Raw genomic sequence first — 19,163 nt, 5'->3', positions numbered from 1 at the left:
ACTAGATCTTATTTCTCCAAGCATTTTGTACTTGGCTTGCCACTTTTGGATAATCCAAAACAAAACGTATATGGCTTTCTACACCCGTTTTTAAAGTCGCATCATCCACCAAAAAGTAAGGGCTATGGTTTGGCGCGGCTTTTTTCATATCTTGATGGGCAGGCGTTGCCCCTAAAAACACAAATAAAGATGGCATCAGCTTGCCATAATAAGCAAAGTCCTCACTGGCACTGGCATTATTGGCTAAAATTTTCACATTGCCATTGGCTGCTTGTTTTAAAGTGGCTGTCATGGCTTCTGTTAAAGTTGCGTCATTCATGGTCACAGGTGCATAGGCGGCAATCTCAACCTGAGCCTTTACCTCATGTGCAGCCGCAGTATGTTCCACCACTTGTGGGATCGTTTTTAAAATATTCTCGCGAATACTTTCATTATTGGAGCGAATCGTACCCAGCATCGACACTTGCTCAGGAATAATATTGCCTGCGGTACCCGCTTGAATCTGTCCAATACTCACCACGCCCATGCCTTGGGTTAAATCTGTGCGACGACTAATAATACTCTGCAAATTGTTAATCATCTGCGCAGATGCAACAATTGGGTCACGCCCTGCCCATGGCATCGAACCATGTACTTGTTGTCCATTGACGCTAATTCTTAAATTATCAGCACTATTTAAAATCGCCCCCGACTTATAATGTAAATGTCCGCTTGGAATACCCGCAATCACATGCAAGCCAAAAATCACCTCTGGCTTCACTTGCTTAAATGCACCATCAGCAATCATTTTACGTGAACCAATTTGATCACCTTGACTAAAGTTATCAATATCAGCCCCGCCTTCTTCTGCAGGTTGGAACACAAACACCACTGTGCCTGCGATATTGGCTTTATTTTCCGCCAATACTTTGGCTGCACCTAACAACATTGCAGTATGTGCATCATGCCCACAGGCATGCATAACATGGCTTTCTTTGCCTTGATATATCGCTTTAACTTGACTTGCAAAACTTAAATTGGTTTTTTCTTGCATAGGCAATGCGTCCATATCGGCACGCAATGCCATCACAGGGCCGGGTTTAGCGCCTTTTAAGATACCAATCACCCCTGTTTTAGCAAAACCAGTCTTGACCTCAATACCATAAGATTTAAGTTCTTTTTGTACTAATTTTGAGGTTTCAAATTCCATATTGCCCAGTTCAGGGTGTTGATGAATATGCTGACGTAGCTGAATAGTTTTGCCTTCTACCGATTGTGCGGCATCTTTCACCCAATCCGCCAAAGCCAATGGGCTACTGGCAAATGTAAGTCCCATCACAGCATACTGGACAATTTTTCGCATTATGATCTTGTTCCTGTTGTTTTCGATCACTTAGCATAAGCGAAGTGAAGATCGGCCTGCGCCACTATTTAAGTATAGATTTAATACCTTAAAGATATAAAACAAAGCCCATTTAGTGCTTAAATATTCAACCAAAACTGAGGCACATAGCTTTCCCCTTGGCAGTTTTCCAAGTACAATACTTCGCTAGTCGAGGGATGCTGCGACTTATTTTACAGGCACTAAATGTAAGATTTGCCAGGCTCGACGATCGGTTAAACTTTTCTGGCTTAACCAACAACGGCATCCGCGAACTGAATGATCAATTTTTCTATGAATATTAAGGAGATCGTGATGAACGCGGTTAATGCTTCATTTACAGATTATAAAGTAGCGGATATCACTTTAGCGGACTACGGCCGCAAAGAAATCAAACTTGCAGAAGCTGAAATGCCAGCCCTTATGGGTTTACGTAAGCGTTATGCTGCGGCGAAGCCACTTGCAGGTGCAAAAATTTTGGGTTGTATTCACATGACAATCCAAACTGCGGTTTTAATTGAAACTTTGGTAGAACTCGGCGCAGAAGTTCGTTGGACATCTTGTAACATCTTCTCAACGCAAGATCATGCTGCTGCTGCAATTGCTGCTGCGGGTATTCCTGTTTTTGCTTGGAAAGGCGAAACTGAAGAAGAATACATGTGGTGCCTTGAGCAACAAATCAATGTAAACGGCACACCTTGGGATGCCAACATGATTCTTGATGATGGTGGTGATTTAACTCTCCTTGTTCATGAAAAATACCCGGAAGTGATTGCGAAAATCCACGGTGTAACTGAAGAAACAACCACTGGTGTGCAACGTCTGTATGAAATGTTACGTGACGGTACTTTAAAAGTGCCTGCAATCAACGTCAACGATTCTGTGACTAAATCTAAAAACGACAACAAATACGGTTGCCGCCACTCTCTAAACGATGCCATCAAACGCGGTACAGATATGTTGTTATCTGGCCGTCGTGCGCTTGTGATCGGTTACGGTGACGTAGGTAAAGGTTCTGCACAATCACTTCGTCAAGAAGGCATGATTGTACGTGTGACTGAAGTTGATCCAATCTGTGCAATGCAAGCATGTATGGATGGTTACGAAGTTGTATCTCCATACAAAAATGGCGTACAAACAGGTAAAAAAGAAGACGTCAATCTTGATCTTTTGCAAAACACTGACCTTATCGTAACCACAACAGGTAACTACCACGTTTGTGATGCTGCAATGCTTGATTCATTAAAAGCAGGTGCGGTTGTGTGTAACATCGGTCACTTTGATACTGAAATCGACACCAACTACTTACGTGGTTACAAGTGGGTTGAAGTAAAACCTCAAGTTCACCAAGTCTATCGTTCAGAAAACGAAAATGATTATTTAATCCTTTTATCTGAAGGTCGTTTAGTGAATCTTGGTAATGCAACTGGTCACCCATCACGTATTATGGATGGTTCGTTTGCTAACCAAGTACTCGGTCAAATGCACTTATTTGCTGAAAAATTTGCTGATCTTCCTGAAGAAGAAAAAGCGGCTAAAATCCGTGTAGAGCTTATTCCTAAGAAATTAGACGAAGAAGTTGCTGCGGCAATGGTTGCAGGTTTTGGCGGTGTGTTAACTCAATTGACTCAAGAACAAGCAGACTACTTAGGTGTAGCTGTTGAAGGTCCGTTTAAGTCTGACGCTTATAAATACTAAGTTTTTTTCACCTCTCCTAACCTCTCCTGTTAGGAGAGGGACTTCCTTACTTCTCTTAATGGAGTAGTGACCCCTCTTCTCCCTCTGGGAGAAGGCCGGGATGAGGGCAAACATAAAAAGTATTTATAAAAATAGGATTTAAAATATGTCTAAACAGATTCCAATTTCTTTCGAGTTTTTCCCCACCAAAACTGATGCAGGTGCGGAAAAATTAAAAGTTGTGCATCAAGAACTACAACTGCTCAATCCAGAGTTTTTTTCTGTGACTTACGGTGCAGGTGGTTCTACCCGTGAACGTACTTTGTCTACCTTAGCGGATTTTAACGGTAAAGGCACACCTGTTGCCCCGCATCTGTCTTGTATTGGTGATAGCAAAGCACGTATTGCCGAATTACTTGATTTGTACAAGTCACAAGGCATTGACCGTATTGTGGCACTGCGTGGTGACTTACCCTCAGGTCAAGTCGGTTTAGGTGAACTGCCTTATGCTACGGATTTAGTGCGTTTTATCCGTGAACATTCAGGTGATCATTTCCATATTGAAGTGGCGGCTTATCCTGAAATGCACCCACAAGCAGACAGCTTTGATTTAGATATCCAACGTTTCTGCGATAAAGCCAATGCCGGCGCTAATGCTGCATTAACACAATTCTTCTTTAATCCAGATGCGTATTTCTATTTTGTAGAACGTATTCAAAAAGAAGGTGTCAATATTCCTGTTGCGCCCGGCATTATGCCAATCACCAACGCCAGCAATTTAATTCGTTTTGCTGATGGTACAGGTGCTGAGATTCCACGTTGGATTCGTAAGCAATTGGCCACTTATGGTGATGACACAGCTTCGATTAAAGCCTTTGGTCATGAAGTGATTGTGAAACTATGTGAACGCCTGATTGCTGGCGGCGCACCAAGTTTGCATTTTTACACCATGAACACCACCGACCCAACGCGTCAGTTAGTTAAAGACTTAGGTCTCGCGTAATTTTATTGTTTTTAAAGTGAGTATTTTATGCCACGTTTTTATATGGAAGCGACGTTAACGGTTGATACGTCTGCCGATTTAACCGAGACCGTGTTTCATCATTGGTGTAAAGTACTCCGCGCTCAAGTGGGCGAAACAGCCACTTTGTTTAATGGACAAGGCGGTGAATACCAAGTCGAGCTGATTGAAGTCAATAAAAAAACCGCTGTTGTACAGGTAATGAGCTTTGATCCCGACAATCGTACCCCTGCGTTTACTGCCCTCTTAGGTCAAGTGATGAGTAAAGGCGATCGTATGGATTATGCTATTCAAAAAGCGGTGGAACTGGGTGTAAGCAAAATTCAGCTTTTAACCTCGGAACGCTGTGAAATGCGCTTAAAATATGATCGCGACCAAAAAAAGCTTGATCATTGGCAAGGGGTCGCGATTGCAGCATGTGAACAATGTGGCTTAAATCTTGTCCCTCAAATTCTAGCGCCAATGCCTTTAGAAAAATGGTTGGACAGCGCATTACCAGCCACCAAATTGGTGCTTGCACCCAATAAAGACCAATCAAATGTGCTGAACAAAGCCACTCCTGATTTAGCCTTACTGATTGGACCTGAAGGCGGTTTAAGCGAGGCAGAAATTGCGGTGGCCAATCAGAAGGGCTTTATCAATTGGTGTATTGGTCGTCGTGTTTTGCGTACCGAAACAGCGCCTGTGGTGGCACTCTCAATTCTTAATTATCATTTTGTCGCTTAAACACAGCAACAAGAAATTAGCAGCCTCAGGGCTGCTTTTTTTATTGGGCGTTTTGCAGCTCTTATTGCATATGATGAGATTCGCTTAAGACTTATTTTGACTTAAAGGGCTGACTTCGACTTGATCATTTCAGCAGTTTTCTCAACAACTGAATCCTGATTCAGTCAAATTCCAGCGCTGATCTCATTGCACTGAATGTTAGACTTTGCGCTAAAGTAATCAATCGCTGTGTTGGCATAGACTTGATAAATCTTAAACCACAAAGGTACTTTAGTCTAAGATCTCTACGCTTAGGCACTAAAACTGTTTATACTCCGTGCAATTCTGCATAAAGCAAGCTTATAATCTAGAAAAAAAATTTATAAAAATAATAACTTAGATTTATACAATTCTTTTAATACCATTTAACTATTAATTCATAGATCTACAATCTAAGTTTGTCTATAAAAGCAGCAAGCGTGTCTATTAGAACACTGTCACTAATGTTATATTCGATCAAATTTGGTCAAACACCACCAGTACGCTGGTCGGCAACTTTAAGGTAAAACGAGATTCAAATGGACGATCAATCATTAAAACAGCAAGCACTTTATTATCATGAATTCCCAACACCAGGGAAAATTAGCGTCACCCCAAGTAAGCAACTGATCAACCAACACGATTTAGCTTTAGCTTATTCTCCAGGTGTGGCTGCACCATGTTTAGAGATTGAACGTGATCCATCAACAGCCGCTTTGTATACTGCACGCGGTAATTTGGTGGCTGTGGTCAGTAATGGTACTGCGGTACTGGGTCTGGGCAATATTGGTCCACTGGCGTCAAAACCAGTCATGGAAGGTAAAGGCGTTTTATTTAAAAAGTTTGCTGGTGTTGACGTATTTGACATCGAAATTGCTGAAAATGATCCAGACAAAATTGTGGATATTGTGGCTGCACTAGAGCCAACTTTTGGTGGCATTAACTTAGAAGACATTAAAGCACCAGAATGTTTCTATATTGAACAAAAACTGCGTGAACGCATGAACATTCCAGTGTTTCATGATGACCAACACGGTACCTCAATTATTGTCGGTTCGGCATTACTCAATGCATTGCAATTAAACGGCAAAAAAATTGACGAAATCAAAATTGTTGCCTCAGGTGCTGGTGCTGCTGCCTTATCTTGTTTAGATTTGCTCTGTGCATTAGGTGCTAAAAAAGAAAATATTATTGTGGCGGACTCACGCGGTCTACTCACTACGCAGCGTACCGGCTTAGACGAATCAAAAAAACGCTATGTTCAAGACATTCAAGGCACGCAACTTGCTGATGTTATGACAGGTGCAGATATGTTCTTAGGCTTATCTGCTGCCGGCATTTTAAGTCAAGATATGGTCAAGCAAATGGCCAAAGATCCAATTATCTTTGCGCTTGCGAACCCAGATCCAGAAATCCTGCCTGAACATGCCCATGCTGCACGTGATGATGTGATTATGGCAACTGGTCGTTCGGATTATCCAAACCAAGTCAACAATGCCCTGTGCTTCCCCTATATCTTCCGTGGTGCGCTAGATGTCGGCGCTACCACCATTAATGAAGATATGAAGATTGCCTGTGTACATGCGATTGCACGTATGGCACATGTGGAAGCAGATGCCGCCTCTTATGGTGAAAAATCTGCCTCATTTGGTCGTGATTACTTAATTCCACGCCCACTTGATCAACGCTTAATTTTGGAAATCGCGCCAGCTGTTGCCAAAGCGGCCATGGATTCAGGTGTAGCCACTCGTCCAATTCAAGATTTCTCGGTCTATCGTCAACGTTTATCTGAGTTTGTGTATAACTCAGCATTTATGATGAAACCAATTTTTGCCCAAGCCAAAACTGATCCTAAACGTATTGCTTATGCTGAAGGTGAAGACCTACGCGTATTGCGTGCCGTACAAATTGCAGTCGATGAAGACTTAGCCAAACCAATCTTGGTCGGTCGTACTGCAGTCATTGAAGCCAACATTAAAAAATTAGGCTTACGTTTAGAAAATGGCGTCAATATTCACATTGTTGATCAAGAGAAAAATGCAGATTACGAGAAATTTGCGGATGACTATTACAGCATCATGCAGCGTAAAGGCGTTACACCCGAATATGCGCAGCGTGAAGCACGTCGTCGTTCAACCTTAATTGCCTCAATGTTGGTACGTCACGGTTTAGCTGACGGTATGTTATGTGGTACCTATTCAAGCTATGACATTCATTTAGACTTCGTGAAAAACATTATCGGTCTAAAACAAGGTCACAATACCTTCTTTACTTTAAATGCGTTGATGCTTGAAGATCGTAACTTGTTTATTGCTGATACTTACATTAACCGTAACCCAAGTGCTGAACAGCTGGCAGAAATGACTATTTTAGCCGCGGAAGAAGTGCGTCGTTTTGGTATGACACCACGTGTGGCTTTGGTTTCACATTCAAGCTTTGGTTCAGATCAAAATGATGCCAGCGCACAAAAAATGCGTAAAGTGTTTGATATCTTAAGTGAAATTGCGCCTGAACTTGAAGTGGAAGGTGAAATGCATGCCGATGCTGCTTTGGATGAGAATATTCGTCAGTTTGCTTTCCCGAACTCACGTTTTAAAGGTTCGGCCAACTTATTGATTATGCCAAATCTAGATGCAGCCAATATTTCGTTTAACTTACTCAAAGCCACTTCGGGTAATAACGTCACCATTGGTCCAATTTTATTGGGTGCGGCAAAACCTGTACATATTTTAACACCAACTGCCACGACGCGTCGTGTAGTGAATATGACTGCATTAACCGTGGCTGAAATTCAGCAAGCCGAGCAAGACGCGCTCTAAGCAAAATCTTGCAAAAGCGTATTTCTTGACTTGAGAAAACCTCTATTCTGTTGCATGATTGCCTCAAGAATAGAGGTTTTTTCATGCAAGTTTATTTAGTAGGCGGCGCAGTACGAGATCACTTACTCGGACACCCCTATCACGAAAAAGATTATGTGGTTGTTGGTGCGACACCACAACAAATGCTTGCGGATGGTTTTCAGCCCGTAGGCAAAGACTTTCCGGTTTTTTTACATCCAGAGACAAAAGAAGAATATGCACTAGCACGTACCGAACGTAAAGCAGGTCACGGCTATCATGGCTTTGAATTTTACACGGACCCTAGCGTTAGTTTAGAACAGGATTTAATCCGTCGTGATTTAACCATTAATGCCATGGCCATGGATGATCAAGGTCAGCTGTATGATCCTTACCAAGGCCAGCAAGATCTAGAACTTAGGCTATTAAGACATGTCTCGGATGCGTTTGTCGAAGATCCACTCCGGGTGTTACGTATTGCACGTTTTGCTGCGCGTTATCATGGCTTAGGCTTTAAGGTTGCCCCTGAAACGCTTACTCTCATGCACACTTTAGCAGCCTCTGGTGAGCTTGAAGCCCTGACACCTGAACGGGTTTGGAAAGAAACTTCGCGTGCCTTAATGGAACCACATGCCGATGTATATTTTGAAGTCCTGCGTGAATGCGGTGCTTTAAAAGTGCTGTTCCCTGAAATTGATGCCCTATTTGGCATTCCACAGCGCCCTGAATATCACCCAGAAATTGACTGTGGTATTCACACCATGATGTCATTACAGCAAGCCTGTAAAGCCGGTTACGATTTAGATGTCCGTTTTGCAGTATTGGTACATGATTTAGGTAAAGCACTCACTCCGAAGGATGAGTTACCACGACATATCATGCATGAAGAACGCGGTATTCAACCGGTTACCGAAGTCTGTGAACGTTTAAAAGTCCCGACCAATACTAAGCAATTGGCTTTGGCAGTCTGTAAAGAACATCTTAAATGCCATCAAGCTTTAAATTTAAAGCCAGGCACCTTATGGCGTTTATTACAGCGTTTAGATGTGCTACGTCGTCCTGAACGGGTCGAAGCTTTTGTACAAGCCTGTGAATGTGATTCGCGTGGTCGCTTAGGCTTAGAAGATCGGGCTTATCCGCAAGCGCAGTATTTATTAGATGCCATGCAGGTGGTGCGCAGTATTAAAGCACAAGATTTACCTGCTGATATTAAAGGCCCTGATATTGGAGAAATGCTGATTCAGCGTCGGATTGAAGCGCTAGATGGACTTAAAGCCCAGCAAACTATTCAGTCATAAAAAAAGCACCCTCGGGTGCTTTTTTTGTTTTAGGCGCGATCCGCAGGAAAACTTATCACCTGCTCTAAACGCATTTTTTGCGTGGCAATCATCAGTAAACGATCAATGCCTAAGGCAATGCCTGAACATTCTGGCATATGCGGTAAAGCTGCCAATAAATATTCATCAATCGGCATGATAGGTAAACCGAGTTTGTTACGCTCAAGATTATCCGCCTCAAAACGGCTACGCAGAACTTCGGCATCAATCAGTTCATCATAAGCATTGGCGAGTTCTAAACCTTCAATATAAAGCTCAAAACGCGCTGCCACTAACTTACCGTCTTCATCAATACGCGTTTTGGCCAATGATGCTAATTCTGGTGGAAAATCGGTTAAAAAGACTGGGGTATCAAAACCTAAACTTGGCTCGACCATATGCGAGAATAAAAGGTCGATATAACCTAAACGATCATCGCCTAAATCTAAATTTAAACCCACACGGCGCGCAGCATCTTTAAGCTCTTGTAAGGTGGCCTGCAACGGATTGAGATCTAAACGATCCATAAAGGCATGTTTATAGCTTAAAATGGTCGGACGTACTTCTCCAAAGCGTTGTTTTAACACTACATTGAGTAAATCAGTCACTTCTAGCATTAAATCTTTGAGACTAAAACCGGGACGATACCATTCCAGCATGGTAAATTCGCTGTTGTGTTTCCGACCATGCTCATCATCACGGAAGACTTTACAGATTTGGTAAATTGGCCCGCTGCCACTGGCCAATAAACGCTTCATGGCAAATTCAGGCGAAGTTTGTAAATAATGAGTGCGTGCTTTACCTTGTAGATGACGCTTAGCTTGCACCGAAGCTAAATACACATCAGTCACACCCGCCTGTGATAAAACAGGCGTTTCAACTTCTAATACATCACGTTCAGCAAAAAACTGGCGTAACTGAGCATACATATTGGAACGCGCACGTAAGGCATTTAAATCGCAAGTGGGTTGATAATCAATACTCATGCTTGTGGTCCTGCATGGGCTGCCCATTCACGGCGCAGCGGATAGGTTTTACGTAAATAATCAAAGGCTTTTTGTTCAACTTTGCCGTCTTTGACACAAGCACGTAAATTGGCATCATCACGCGCAATATCATAGATTTGGCGCAAATGCTGTGCTAAAACAGCTGTTAAATCTTGATCTTTAAAGTATTGGTCACACACTGGCAATTGGCTTTCAAAGCGTTTATTTGAACTAAAGCCAAAGGTTTGACAAAAGGCATCGTAAATCATTTTTGTACCACGCGCTTTGCCTTCTAAGCTATAGCCTGCAATATGTGGCGTAACAAGTGTGATTAAATCTAGGACTTCAGCCGTAATTTCAGGTTCGTGCTCAAACACATCTAGTACGACCTTACGCCCTGTTTTTTGAATATCTGCAATTAAATCAGCTTCTGCAACCACAGGCCCACGTGCTGAGTTCACTAAAATCGTATCTGCTGGCATCTTGGCCAAGGCTTTAGCATCAATTAAATGATAAGTTGGATGCATGCCTGTTTTGGTTAAAGGCACATGAATCGAAATGGCATTGGCACGTTTTAATAGGCTATCAAAATCAACTTGTTCTACCCCATCTAATTGTACAAATGGGTCATAGCCAAGCACTTGCCAACCCAAAAGTTTTGCCATTTTCACCAAACGCGAGCCAACATTACCTAAGCCAATAATGCCTAAAGTAAAGTTGTGCTTGGCATGTAAGAGTTGTGGTTGCACATGGAGGAGCGCCGTAATGACATATTCGGCAACGGCCTGGGCATTACAACCTGCGGCATTTGACCATGCAATATGATGAGCGTCTAAAGTTTGAAGATCTAAATGGTCAGTACCAATGGTGGCACTGCCCACAAATTTAACTTGGCTGTCTTTGAGTAACTTCGCATTGACTTGAGTCACTGAACGTACCAAGAGTGCATCGACATCTTGTACGTCTTGAGCTGTTAAAGTCCGTCCAGCTTTATGGCTGATCTCGCCAAATTCAGCAAAGAAATAATCAGTAAAGGCCAAATTCTCATCGGCAATAATTTTCATGCATGTCATCCAAAGCATATTTACGTCTATGATAACGCTTTGTCACAACCTCTGACTATTTGATTTCTCCGCGCCTATATTTAGCATGTACAGAAGCGTAATTTTTTAAAATATGTTCAAAACTCGGCAATTAAGGAAATAATGACTTTAACCTACGTTTTTCTTTTTTCTCTTTATATAAGTCTGGGTCAGTCACAATCAGTTTTTCTCGCAATTTTTTATAGTCTTCCCAATCAAATGGACAAATTGCATTTGCAGGTAATTTTTCCTTATCTAAAGTTTTATGATAAGAATCATTCCCGCAAATAAACTCATAGGCGGCTTGTGCACCCAAGGCAAACAGTGCCGCCTTTTTGGGATTCGACATGTTAAAATCTAAAGAACTAAATGTCTCACTCTCAGGCTGCTTAAATTTAGCCAAAATTTTCTTCAAAAAAGTGCCTTTTTTATCTTGCTCTTTTGCTTTATAAGGAGTGGATGTATCAATATAAGCAATTAATTTACTATAGTCTTCATTATGAAATAAAAAGCTGTAATCACTATTATTGGTCACTGTATCGAGCAATGCTGCTCCAAAATCCTTTATATCTTTAATCTTCAATGCGTGTTTTCTATCAATGCCTAATTTCACCCCAAAGGTCGGACATAGCGGAATCACATCATTGGCGTGAAAAACATCGATTGGGAAATTAGAAATAACTCCACCATCTACAAGATAAGCTGTTTCGGGTACTGCCCCCTGATAGCCAGTTAATATACGCCAATGGTCTCTTCTATCTTGAGGTAAATCTTTTATTCGTACCGGTTCAAAAAGTAATGGAATTGACATTGATGCGCGTACGTACTTTTTAGGATGGGTTTTTAACGGCTCATCCCAATATAAATACGCCATTTCTGGAAATATAATTTTGCTTTCTGTGGTGATATCCGCTGCAACAATCGCTAAATGATTGACTTTAAAATTCTGATGAAATCTGTCTGCATCTGCCTGTGTACGATGTGCATGCTTTCGAATACTTAAATTTTCATTCTTGAGTTTTTGAAATAGATCCGCTGTTGTATGTATTTGGCATTCTTTTATTGCTAAGGTGGTCTCAAGCCATTTTTCAAAAGCTTTCCCAGCGTTAATGCCCAATGTACTGCCACCAAATTTACCTCGTAGTCCTAACCAAAGCATTTTGGGAAGCATTGCAGTCCATACATTATCTTTTATATCATCTAATAAATTTTGAGCCGTTTTTCCGCTATCGATAAAGCTGTTAAAATCCATTTCAGAAAAAATTTCAATCAATTTCTCGCTTTTTGGCTCAGATGATGTACCTAAGGCTGCGAGTATCGTCGCATTAATTGCGCCTGCCGAAGTACCTGCTAAGTTTAGAAAACGAATACCTGCTTTTTCAAGCGTGTAGGTATAGCCAATTAATGCAATCCCCCAAACTGTACCGCCCTCTAAAACCAAGTCAATGTATTGATTGCCTTGGTGATCTACAATATCGGAGATGGGTTGTTGTTGAATCTGATGTCGAATCTTCTGTATATATCCGAGTTTTTCATTCTTGCCATGAATATCTTCATTCTTTTTAATTAAATCAAGAAGTATGTTCATTTCTCAGCCCTCTTTTTTATTATTTTAGTTTTATTTAATTTAGTGCACTCAAAATTAAATTTTTTCTTACATTAAAATAAGAGCAATAAAAAACCCCTGATCAATGATCAGGGGTTTTTTGAATTTGGCGGAAGCGGTGAGATTCGAACTCACGGAGGGGTATAAGCCCTCGTCGGTTTTCAAGTTATTGGGACTTACATTTTACTGGGCTTTATTAACATTTAGTAAGCCATACATTCCTTTACAAAACAATGCCTTGAAGCTATATTTTGTTTTATGTAGCTTGTTTATGCTTTCCCTGTATCGCTTACAAATTGCTTACGAGTTACAGTGCAAAAAAGGCAAGCGACTACGCCAATAGTCCTTGCCTGTGGTTATATCCCTACTAGGAAACAACAAATGAATCATACTACATTTATCGCCAACTACAATGTCGGTGAGGAGTTCTATCATGCCTAAGTTGACTAAGAGCTTCATCGACAAATACCCTGCACCAATCAGCAAAGATAAATTTGAATGGGATACTGAATTAAAAGGTTTCGGTATTCGAGTTACCCCTAAAGGTCGTGTTAGCTTTATTGTGCAAAACCGTGTTAATGGTCGCTCGGAGCGTATTACTATCGGGCAGTATGGTGTCTTTGCCCCTGACCAAGCACGTGACATTGCCCGCGAGCATTTACGCACAATGCGCATGGGTACAAGCCCAACAGCACAGGCAAAAGCACATGCATTAATGTCTATTACATTGCGTGAAGTTTGCGACTCTTACATTAAAGACAGATCGCTTAAAGCAAGTTCACAAAGTGAAATTCGCAGACATGTGACCACAAGTTTTGAAGCATGGCAGGATACCCCTATTGCAGCAATTAACCGTGAGGATGTGAATAAACGCTACAACCAACTTAAAGAACATGGTTTACGTGGTAATGCCCCTGCACCTGCCCAAGCTAATCAAGCATTCAGCGTATTACGAGCATTAATTAATTACGCAATGGATGAATATAGAAAGGAAGATGGCACACCATTAATTCAGGAAAACCCTGTAAATATTCTTAAAAAGAAAATGGTGAAATTAAAACCTCGTACCAGTCGTATTCCTGATTCTAAGGTAAATGATGTTTGGAAATACCTGTGGTCAACAAGGGAAACTGCTTTTAACCGTGAAACTCTAGCAAGCATTGATTTAATTATTTTCCTAATGCTCACAGGTGCACGATTAGGCGAAGCTCGTTCTTTAACTTGGGATAGAGTTAATTTAGAGGAAGCATGGTGGCATATACCCGACCCTAAAAACCACAATCCTGTCTATTTACCCTTATCAACTCAAGCAATAGAGCTGCTCAAAGCTAGACCTAGAACAGAGAGTTCACCTTTTGTTTTTGCTTCATGGTCAAAGTCAGGACACATTATTGACCCTAGAGATTCATTGAAACGTATGAGTGAAGTTGCTGGAACACCAATTACAGCACATGACCTTAGACGGACGTTTACCACAATAGGAGTGGCGCATTGTGGTATTGATTTAAACAAGGTTGAATTGCTGACAAACCATGTGCCTAAAGGGGTTACAGCAATTCATTATTTAGAAACTACGCACTTGCAATATTTACGCCCCGAAGTTCAGCAAGTAGCTGATTGGATTGATAAAAGTAAATCATAAAAAATCATTTGTGCATTAACATAAAACATAATATAGTTGTTTTTAACTGCAAACACCTCGCTTAATATTCACGTAACATGGGTTACATTATTAAGCTTGTATCTATCATGTGATAGAGGCTTCAAGGTTAATTTAAACTTGAGCTATCTGTCCCTTTTTTATTGCATGTCAGATAGCTCATTACTAAAGGAACTTTTGACATGACTATTTCAGCAAACAATCATAAAGATTTACTGACGACTAAAGAAGCCGCTTCATTACTTGGCTTTAAAAAGAATACCCTTGAAATATGGCGTACTAAAGGTAAAGGACCACAATTTATTAAAGTGGGATCTGATACCCAGTCACGTGTCCGCTATTTACGTTCAACCTTAATGGCATGGCTTGAAGCACAAGCGCATTCGAGTACGTCTTCGTATTCAGTTCAAACCTCCGACAAATAATTAATTTTCTGTTCTAACTCTTAAACGTATTGTGCTTATTGAAACCTGTGTCTAACACCTCTCCCGACCTAAGCCTATCGTAAACATACAATCAAAAAAAGACTGCCGAAGCAGTCTTTTTGATAGGAATAAACTGGCATGAATAGCTTAAACCGTACCCACATTTTACCACAGCAAACTACACAAGGCAGCCAAGCCCAACAGCAACCCTCTTTCATTATTAATGATTCAAATCAATGGGCTAACATTCCCGAAAAATTAAAAGAGCGTGCTCAATGGGCTGTAAGCGGAGCAAGCAAAGCTCCCCTTTACGTTGTAGACGGTTATGCCATTCCTGCTAAATCAAATGACCCTACCACGTGGATGAACTTTAGTGATGCTTGTACCTTTGCATGGAATAATCGCGAACTTATTACAACAAATGTTGATAAAGATGGTATTAAGACAACTCAACAGGGTTATTCCATTGGCTATATGCTGAGTGCTGAGGATCCGTTTACATGTATTGACCTTGACGTTAAGGATGCAACTAACTGTACAGATGCTTCCAAATGGACTACACCAGAACAATTCGATCGCTTTGATAGCATTATTGGGAATTTCAATAGCTATACTGAATATTCTCGAAGTGGTAAAGGCTTCCATATATGGGTTAAAGGAAATATTGGCGAAGGCCGACGTCGTGATGGTGTTGAAGTTTACAGTCAAGAACGTTTTATTGTTTGTACAGGTAATACTTTTAAAAGTGAACCTATCAATGAACGTTCTGAATTATTGAATAATATGGTGACGCAATTATCATCATTAGAGCCATCAAGTAACATTGAGCTAGTAGAAAAATATGAAGTCGAAGATGATAATGTAATTGTTGAAAAATTAATGCAACAATCCAATGCCGAAAAATTTAATAATTTATGTAGCGGAAAATGGCAAGAGTATGATTACCCAAGTCAAAGTGAAGCTGATTTGGCATTAATGTCTATGTTTTGTTTTTATAGTGAAAGTAACGAACAATGTAGACGTTTATTCCGCATGTCTGAACTGGGCAAACGTGAAAAAGCAACTAAAAACGATACATCTTTAAACTACATGTTAAAAAAGATTCGAGCTAGGCAAGAAAAAGAAAAGAAAGATACGGATGCTTTCATTCAACAATTCAATAATCCTAGATTACCATTTTTTCTGACCGATGAAGATTTAGAAAAGCTACCTCCTCCGTCTTGGTTAGTGGATGATATTATCCCTGAAACTGGTATTGGTGCTATTTATGGCGCATCTGGCTCATATAAGTCATTTTTAACAATCGACCTATTAGCCCATATAGGCAATGGGAAAGCTTGGTTCGGAAAAGATACAAAGAAGAAACCTGTAATCTATATTGCTTTAGAGGGTAATGCAGGCATACCTAAAAGGATTAAAGCTTGGAAAATTCTTAACCATACTAGCTCAAATATCAATCACCTTAATCGTGACATTAATATCAATTTTAGAGACAACTCTAATATTGATTATCTAATAGAAAAAATTAAAGATGCTGGGTTAGATGGAGGTGTCATTTGCATTGATACTCTTGCTCAGGCAGGGGGCGACATGGATGAGAACAGTAGTAAAGATATGGGCTATATGATTAAAACTTTCCAATATATTCAACAAGAGCTTGGTGGCGTTGTATTGATTGTTCACCACACTGGTAAAGCTAATGATAAAGGTATGCGAGGACACTCCAGTTTATATGCTTCTTTAGACTTTGCTTTAGAATGTATTGCAGATAAAAAAAAGCGTAAAGCAAGTTTTAAAATTGCCAAATCTAAAGATGGCGATGATTCTTTAGATTATAATTTTACATTAAATATAATTAATACTGGCAATGAGGATAATGGTAAAGCAATTACTTCATTAGCGGTTTCCCCTGTAGTCGAGATAACCACAATACAAAAGTCAGAGCTAGAAAAACAAGAATTAGCTGAGCTCGATAAATCCGATGATATTTTTATTTGGAACTGGATTTCTCGTGAGTGTAGTCAAGGTAATTACCCAAGTAGGAATTCATTAAAAAACCAGTTGAATGGAATGAAAAATACTGGATATGAAATTACTCAAATAAGGATTGCAGGGGCAGTAGAAAGATTATTGTCACAAAACAAAATCAAAGACCAAGACCTTAGTCCAAATGGAAATAAATATTTAAGAGCTATATCGAACCAAGCACCACTAGGGGGTTCACCAAATTATTAGGGTTCACTATGGGTTCGCTAAGGGTTCACCTGTAGGTTAATTTGGTGAACCCGACCTACCCCCCGATACCCTAGCGAACAGGGTTCGCTAGAGGGTATATACCTTTAGGTAGCGAACCCTACTGGTGACCCCACCCCCCCTATACAAAATTATTTTTTTTCCTATAGGGGTTCACTAATTACTTTTAACCATTTATTAGTTCAATAGATTACATACTCAAAGTAATAATTATTAAGACTGTGGTTAAAAATACGAATACTTACTGCTAATTAAATTATTAAACCCTTTACCCCAAATACAGGTTTAAACATAGCGAAATTAGCACGACTTTCAGGGGTAAATAGCCTCTTAAAGGACTCGGTTGGTACAAGGGTACTGGCTACCCTAAAAACTCGCTTAAAACGGCTATTTTTCGCACTAAAAAAATGCTTGTTTATACCCCCATATAATTTGTTATTTGCTGTAAATAATTTGTATCTATTTGATTTCGTCGCCATTTTAATTTGTTTTTCGTATGTTGTAAGCAATAAGTAATTATGCAACCAGTATGCGAGTTCAAAATGTCTATATATCCTCTAATTACACCATCACTACATCCCGACAATATCAAGCACCTTCAAGGCTATGATGAAGAAACTGCTTCTTATGTTCACATTGCTGCACAAGCATTGAGTGAAGCCTACGAAGGTATCAATGATATTCATAAAGCACGTGAAGCAAGTAAGCGAAATCCTGTTTGGAATGAAGCAGCTCAATTAATCCAAACTGATGATTTTGCAAATAAGAAGCTTCTTAAAATTACTAAATCTATTGATTCTGCAAATGCAAACCTAAGTAAAAGCATTGCACATATTGAAAAGGAACTAACCACACCTTTGACAGCAGGTGCTAATGACCCTGTGGCTAATGAAATACGCTCGCATGTTAAAAATATGAATAACAGCAAGCGTCGCAAATTCATTGAAGAAGCACAGCAGAAAAAAGACTTGCAAACACTTCAAGCTCTTTTAGGTGCTCCATCATACCTTTCAGGCTTAACAGATCTTGAAGTTCAACATTACACACGTCAGCTCCATGAAATTCAAAATCCTGCCTTAGCTAAGCGTTTAAAAGTAATGAAGAATGCAGCAACGTTACTGGGTGAACGTGGTGGCTTGGTATTTAAAGAAGTAGAAAAAGCAGTGGGTAAACCATCACACGTTATTCAAAAACTTCGTATAGCTAAATATAAAACATAAGCTACATCATCCTAAACGCAATATCCAAAGCTTCCGGAAGTGTTTTATTATTCTGAGCAACCATATGTCTGACTTTACTTTTTAAGACAGACCATGCTTTCTCAATAGGATTTAGATCAGGACTATATGCAGGCAGATAAACAATTCTTGTTTGATATCGTGCTGCCAAGTCATCAATTACGGGACCTTTATGAATCGATGCATTGTCTAAGATCAGCAAATATTTTTGAGTCTGCTCATCCTTTTGTTTTAAATCCTTCAACAAATATTCCAACCAACAGACAAAAACATTCCGATCACACGAGCCTTGAAATACTAAAGGTTGAATAAAATTGAATGGTGTATTCGATCTGACGGCACTGATCATACTGATTCTCGTGCCATGTCCACCTGACTTTAAAGCATGACAGCGCTGACCTCTTGGAGACCAACCATATTGTGCGGTTTCATGGGTGTTGATGCCTGATTCATCGATATAAAGAATGTGATCTTCACCATATTGCTGCTTCCACTGAGGCAAACACCACTCAAATACAGCACGGCTTAACTTGCAGGCTTGTTTGTAAAGAAAACTCTTTTTTTACGCGTCCAACCCATCTTATTCAGGGCTTTTAAAATGACATGATAGCCAACGCTATAACCGAATTGCTGTTCAAACAAGGGAATAAGATCTTTGGCTTGGGTAAATGGGGTTGTTTTTACAAATGCTTCAAAGGCTTGCAGGTCCAGAATCTTTGAGGGGCGTCCTACATTTGGAGATTTAGGTTGTTTGAGCTGACCGGTCTGCTGTTCGATCAGGATCCAATCATCGAGCGTGGTTCTGGCAATATTAAATATTTCGCACGTCTTCGATTTATGCTTTGACTCTTTATAAAACTGCATGGCTTTTTCGCGTAGATCGACAGAATATGTTTTTGGCATGATCTTAAAGATTAGAGTTTTTTCTATTGTAGCTCATCTTAAGTTTTTAGCTATA

Annotated in this window: 15 protein-coding genes; 9 read left to right on the top strand and 6 right to left on the bottom strand. The window is 40.2% G+C overall.

Features of this window, described 5'->3' with window-relative positions; all coding sequences use genetic code 11:
* Window position 1 precedes the first annotated feature (1 nt).
* A complete protein-coding gene (locus AC5YCI_RS05900) occupies window positions 2-1,315 on the bottom strand; it encodes an amidohydrolase (RefSeq protein ID WP_496128776.1) in 1,314 nt (437 codons plus the stop codon).
* A 360-nt stretch (window positions 1,316-1,675) separates the two neighbouring features.
* On the opposite strand from AC5YCI_RS05900, the gene ahcY reads away from it, so the two are divergent.
* The 5 genes from ahcY to AC5YCI_RS05875 all read left to right on the top strand — a co-directional run bounded on the left by ahcY (window position 1,676) and on the right by AC5YCI_RS05875 (window position 8,937).
* Window positions 1,676-3,058: an adenosylhomocysteinase gene (gene ahcY, locus AC5YCI_RS05895; RefSeq protein WP_496128621.1), complete on the top strand. Its 1,383-nt coding sequence runs from the start codon at window positions 1,676-1,678 to the stop codon at window positions 3,056-3,058.
* A 145-nt stretch (window positions 3,059-3,203) separates the two neighbouring features.
* Window positions 3,204-4,040, top strand: coding sequence for a methylenetetrahydrofolate reductase [NAD(P)H] (gene metF / locus AC5YCI_RS05890; RefSeq protein ID WP_496128622.1), 837 nt, complete (start codon window positions 3,204-3,206; stop codon window positions 4,038-4,040).
* A gap of 27 nt (window positions 4,041-4,067) precedes the next feature.
* Window positions 4,068-4,784 (top strand): 16S rRNA (uracil(1498)-N(3))-methyltransferase, encoded by a 717-nt coding sequence (locus AC5YCI_RS05885; RefSeq protein WP_496128623.1) that lies wholly within the window; start codon window positions 4,068-4,070, stop codon window positions 4,782-4,784.
* A gap of 557 nt (window positions 4,785-5,341) precedes the next feature.
* Window positions 5,342-7,621 (top strand): NADP-dependent malic enzyme, encoded by a 2,280-nt coding sequence (locus AC5YCI_RS05880; RefSeq protein ID WP_496128624.1) that lies wholly within the window; start codon window positions 5,342-5,344, stop codon window positions 7,619-7,621.
* A gap of 83 nt (window positions 7,622-7,704) precedes the next feature.
* Window positions 7,705-8,937, top strand: coding sequence for a multifunctional CCA addition/repair protein (locus tag AC5YCI_RS05875; protein ID WP_496128625.1), 1,233 nt, complete (start codon window positions 7,705-7,707; stop codon window positions 8,935-8,937).
* 29 nt (window positions 8,938-8,966) lie between these two features.
* On the opposite strand, the gene epmA is transcribed toward AC5YCI_RS05875, so the two are convergent.
* From epmA to AC5YCI_RS05860, 3 genes are all read right to left on the bottom strand, one after another.
* Complete coding sequence (epmA, locus tag AC5YCI_RS05870) at window positions 8,967-9,941, bottom strand: EF-P lysine aminoacylase EpmA (RefSeq protein ID WP_496175286.1); 975 nt, start codon at window positions 9,939-9,941, stop codon at window positions 8,967-8,969.
* Entirely contained in the window at window positions 9,938-11,005 is a 1,068-nt protein-coding gene (locus AC5YCI_RS05865) for a 4-phosphoerythronate dehydrogenase (protein ID WP_496128627.1), read from the bottom strand. Before AC5YCI_RS05865 ends, epmA begins: the two co-directional genes overlap by 4 nt.
* 130 nt (window positions 11,006-11,135) lie before the next feature.
* A complete protein-coding gene (locus tag AC5YCI_RS05860; RefSeq protein ID WP_496128628.1) occupies window positions 11,136-12,611 on the bottom strand; it encodes a patatin-like phospholipase family protein in 1,476 nt (491 codons plus the stop codon).
* Between the two features lie 451 nt (window positions 12,612-13,062).
* Here AC5YCI_RS05860 and AC5YCI_RS05855 point away from each other — a divergent pair, with 451 nt between their 5' ends.
* The 4 genes from AC5YCI_RS05855 (at window position 13,063) to AC5YCI_RS05840 (ending at window position 18,187) form a co-directional block, all read left to right on the top strand.
* A complete protein-coding gene (locus AC5YCI_RS05855; protein ID WP_496128629.1) occupies window positions 13,063-14,271 on the top strand; it encodes a tyrosine-type recombinase/integrase in 1,209 nt (402 codons plus the stop codon).
* Window positions 14,272-14,471: 200 nt separating this feature from the next.
* Window positions 14,472-14,714 (top strand): helix-turn-helix transcriptional regulator, encoded by a 243-nt coding sequence (locus AC5YCI_RS05850; RefSeq protein ID WP_000155629.1) that lies wholly within the window; start codon window positions 14,472-14,474, stop codon window positions 14,712-14,714.
* A 138-nt stretch (window positions 14,715-14,852) separates the two neighbouring features.
* A complete protein-coding gene (locus AC5YCI_RS05845) occupies window positions 14,853-16,949 on the top strand; it encodes an AAA family ATPase (RefSeq protein ID WP_496175285.1) in 2,097 nt (698 codons plus the stop codon).
* Between the two features lie 560 nt (window positions 16,950-17,509).
* Complete coding sequence (locus AC5YCI_RS05840) at window positions 17,510-18,187, top strand: hypothetical protein (protein ID WP_496175284.1); 678 nt, start codon at window positions 17,510-17,512, stop codon at window positions 18,185-18,187.
* A 1-nt stretch (window position 18,188) separates the two neighbouring features.
* Here AC5YCI_RS05840 and AC5YCI_RS05835 read toward each other — a convergent pair whose 3' ends face one another.
* Entirely contained in the window at window positions 18,189-18,707 is a 519-nt protein-coding gene (locus AC5YCI_RS05835) for an IS630 family transposase (RefSeq protein WP_496130284.1), read from the bottom strand.
* 23 nt (window positions 18,708-18,730) lie between these two features.
* Window positions 18,731-19,108, bottom strand: coding sequence for an IS630 transposase-related protein (locus tag AC5YCI_RS05830; protein WP_496130285.1), 378 nt, complete (start codon window positions 19,106-19,108; stop codon window positions 18,731-18,733).
* Window positions 19,109-19,163 lie beyond the last annotated feature (55 nt).

The sequence above is a fragment of the Acinetobacter sp. CY17 genome (assembly GCF_059515825.1).
This window is presented reverse-complemented; position numbering and strand designations above follow the sequence as displayed.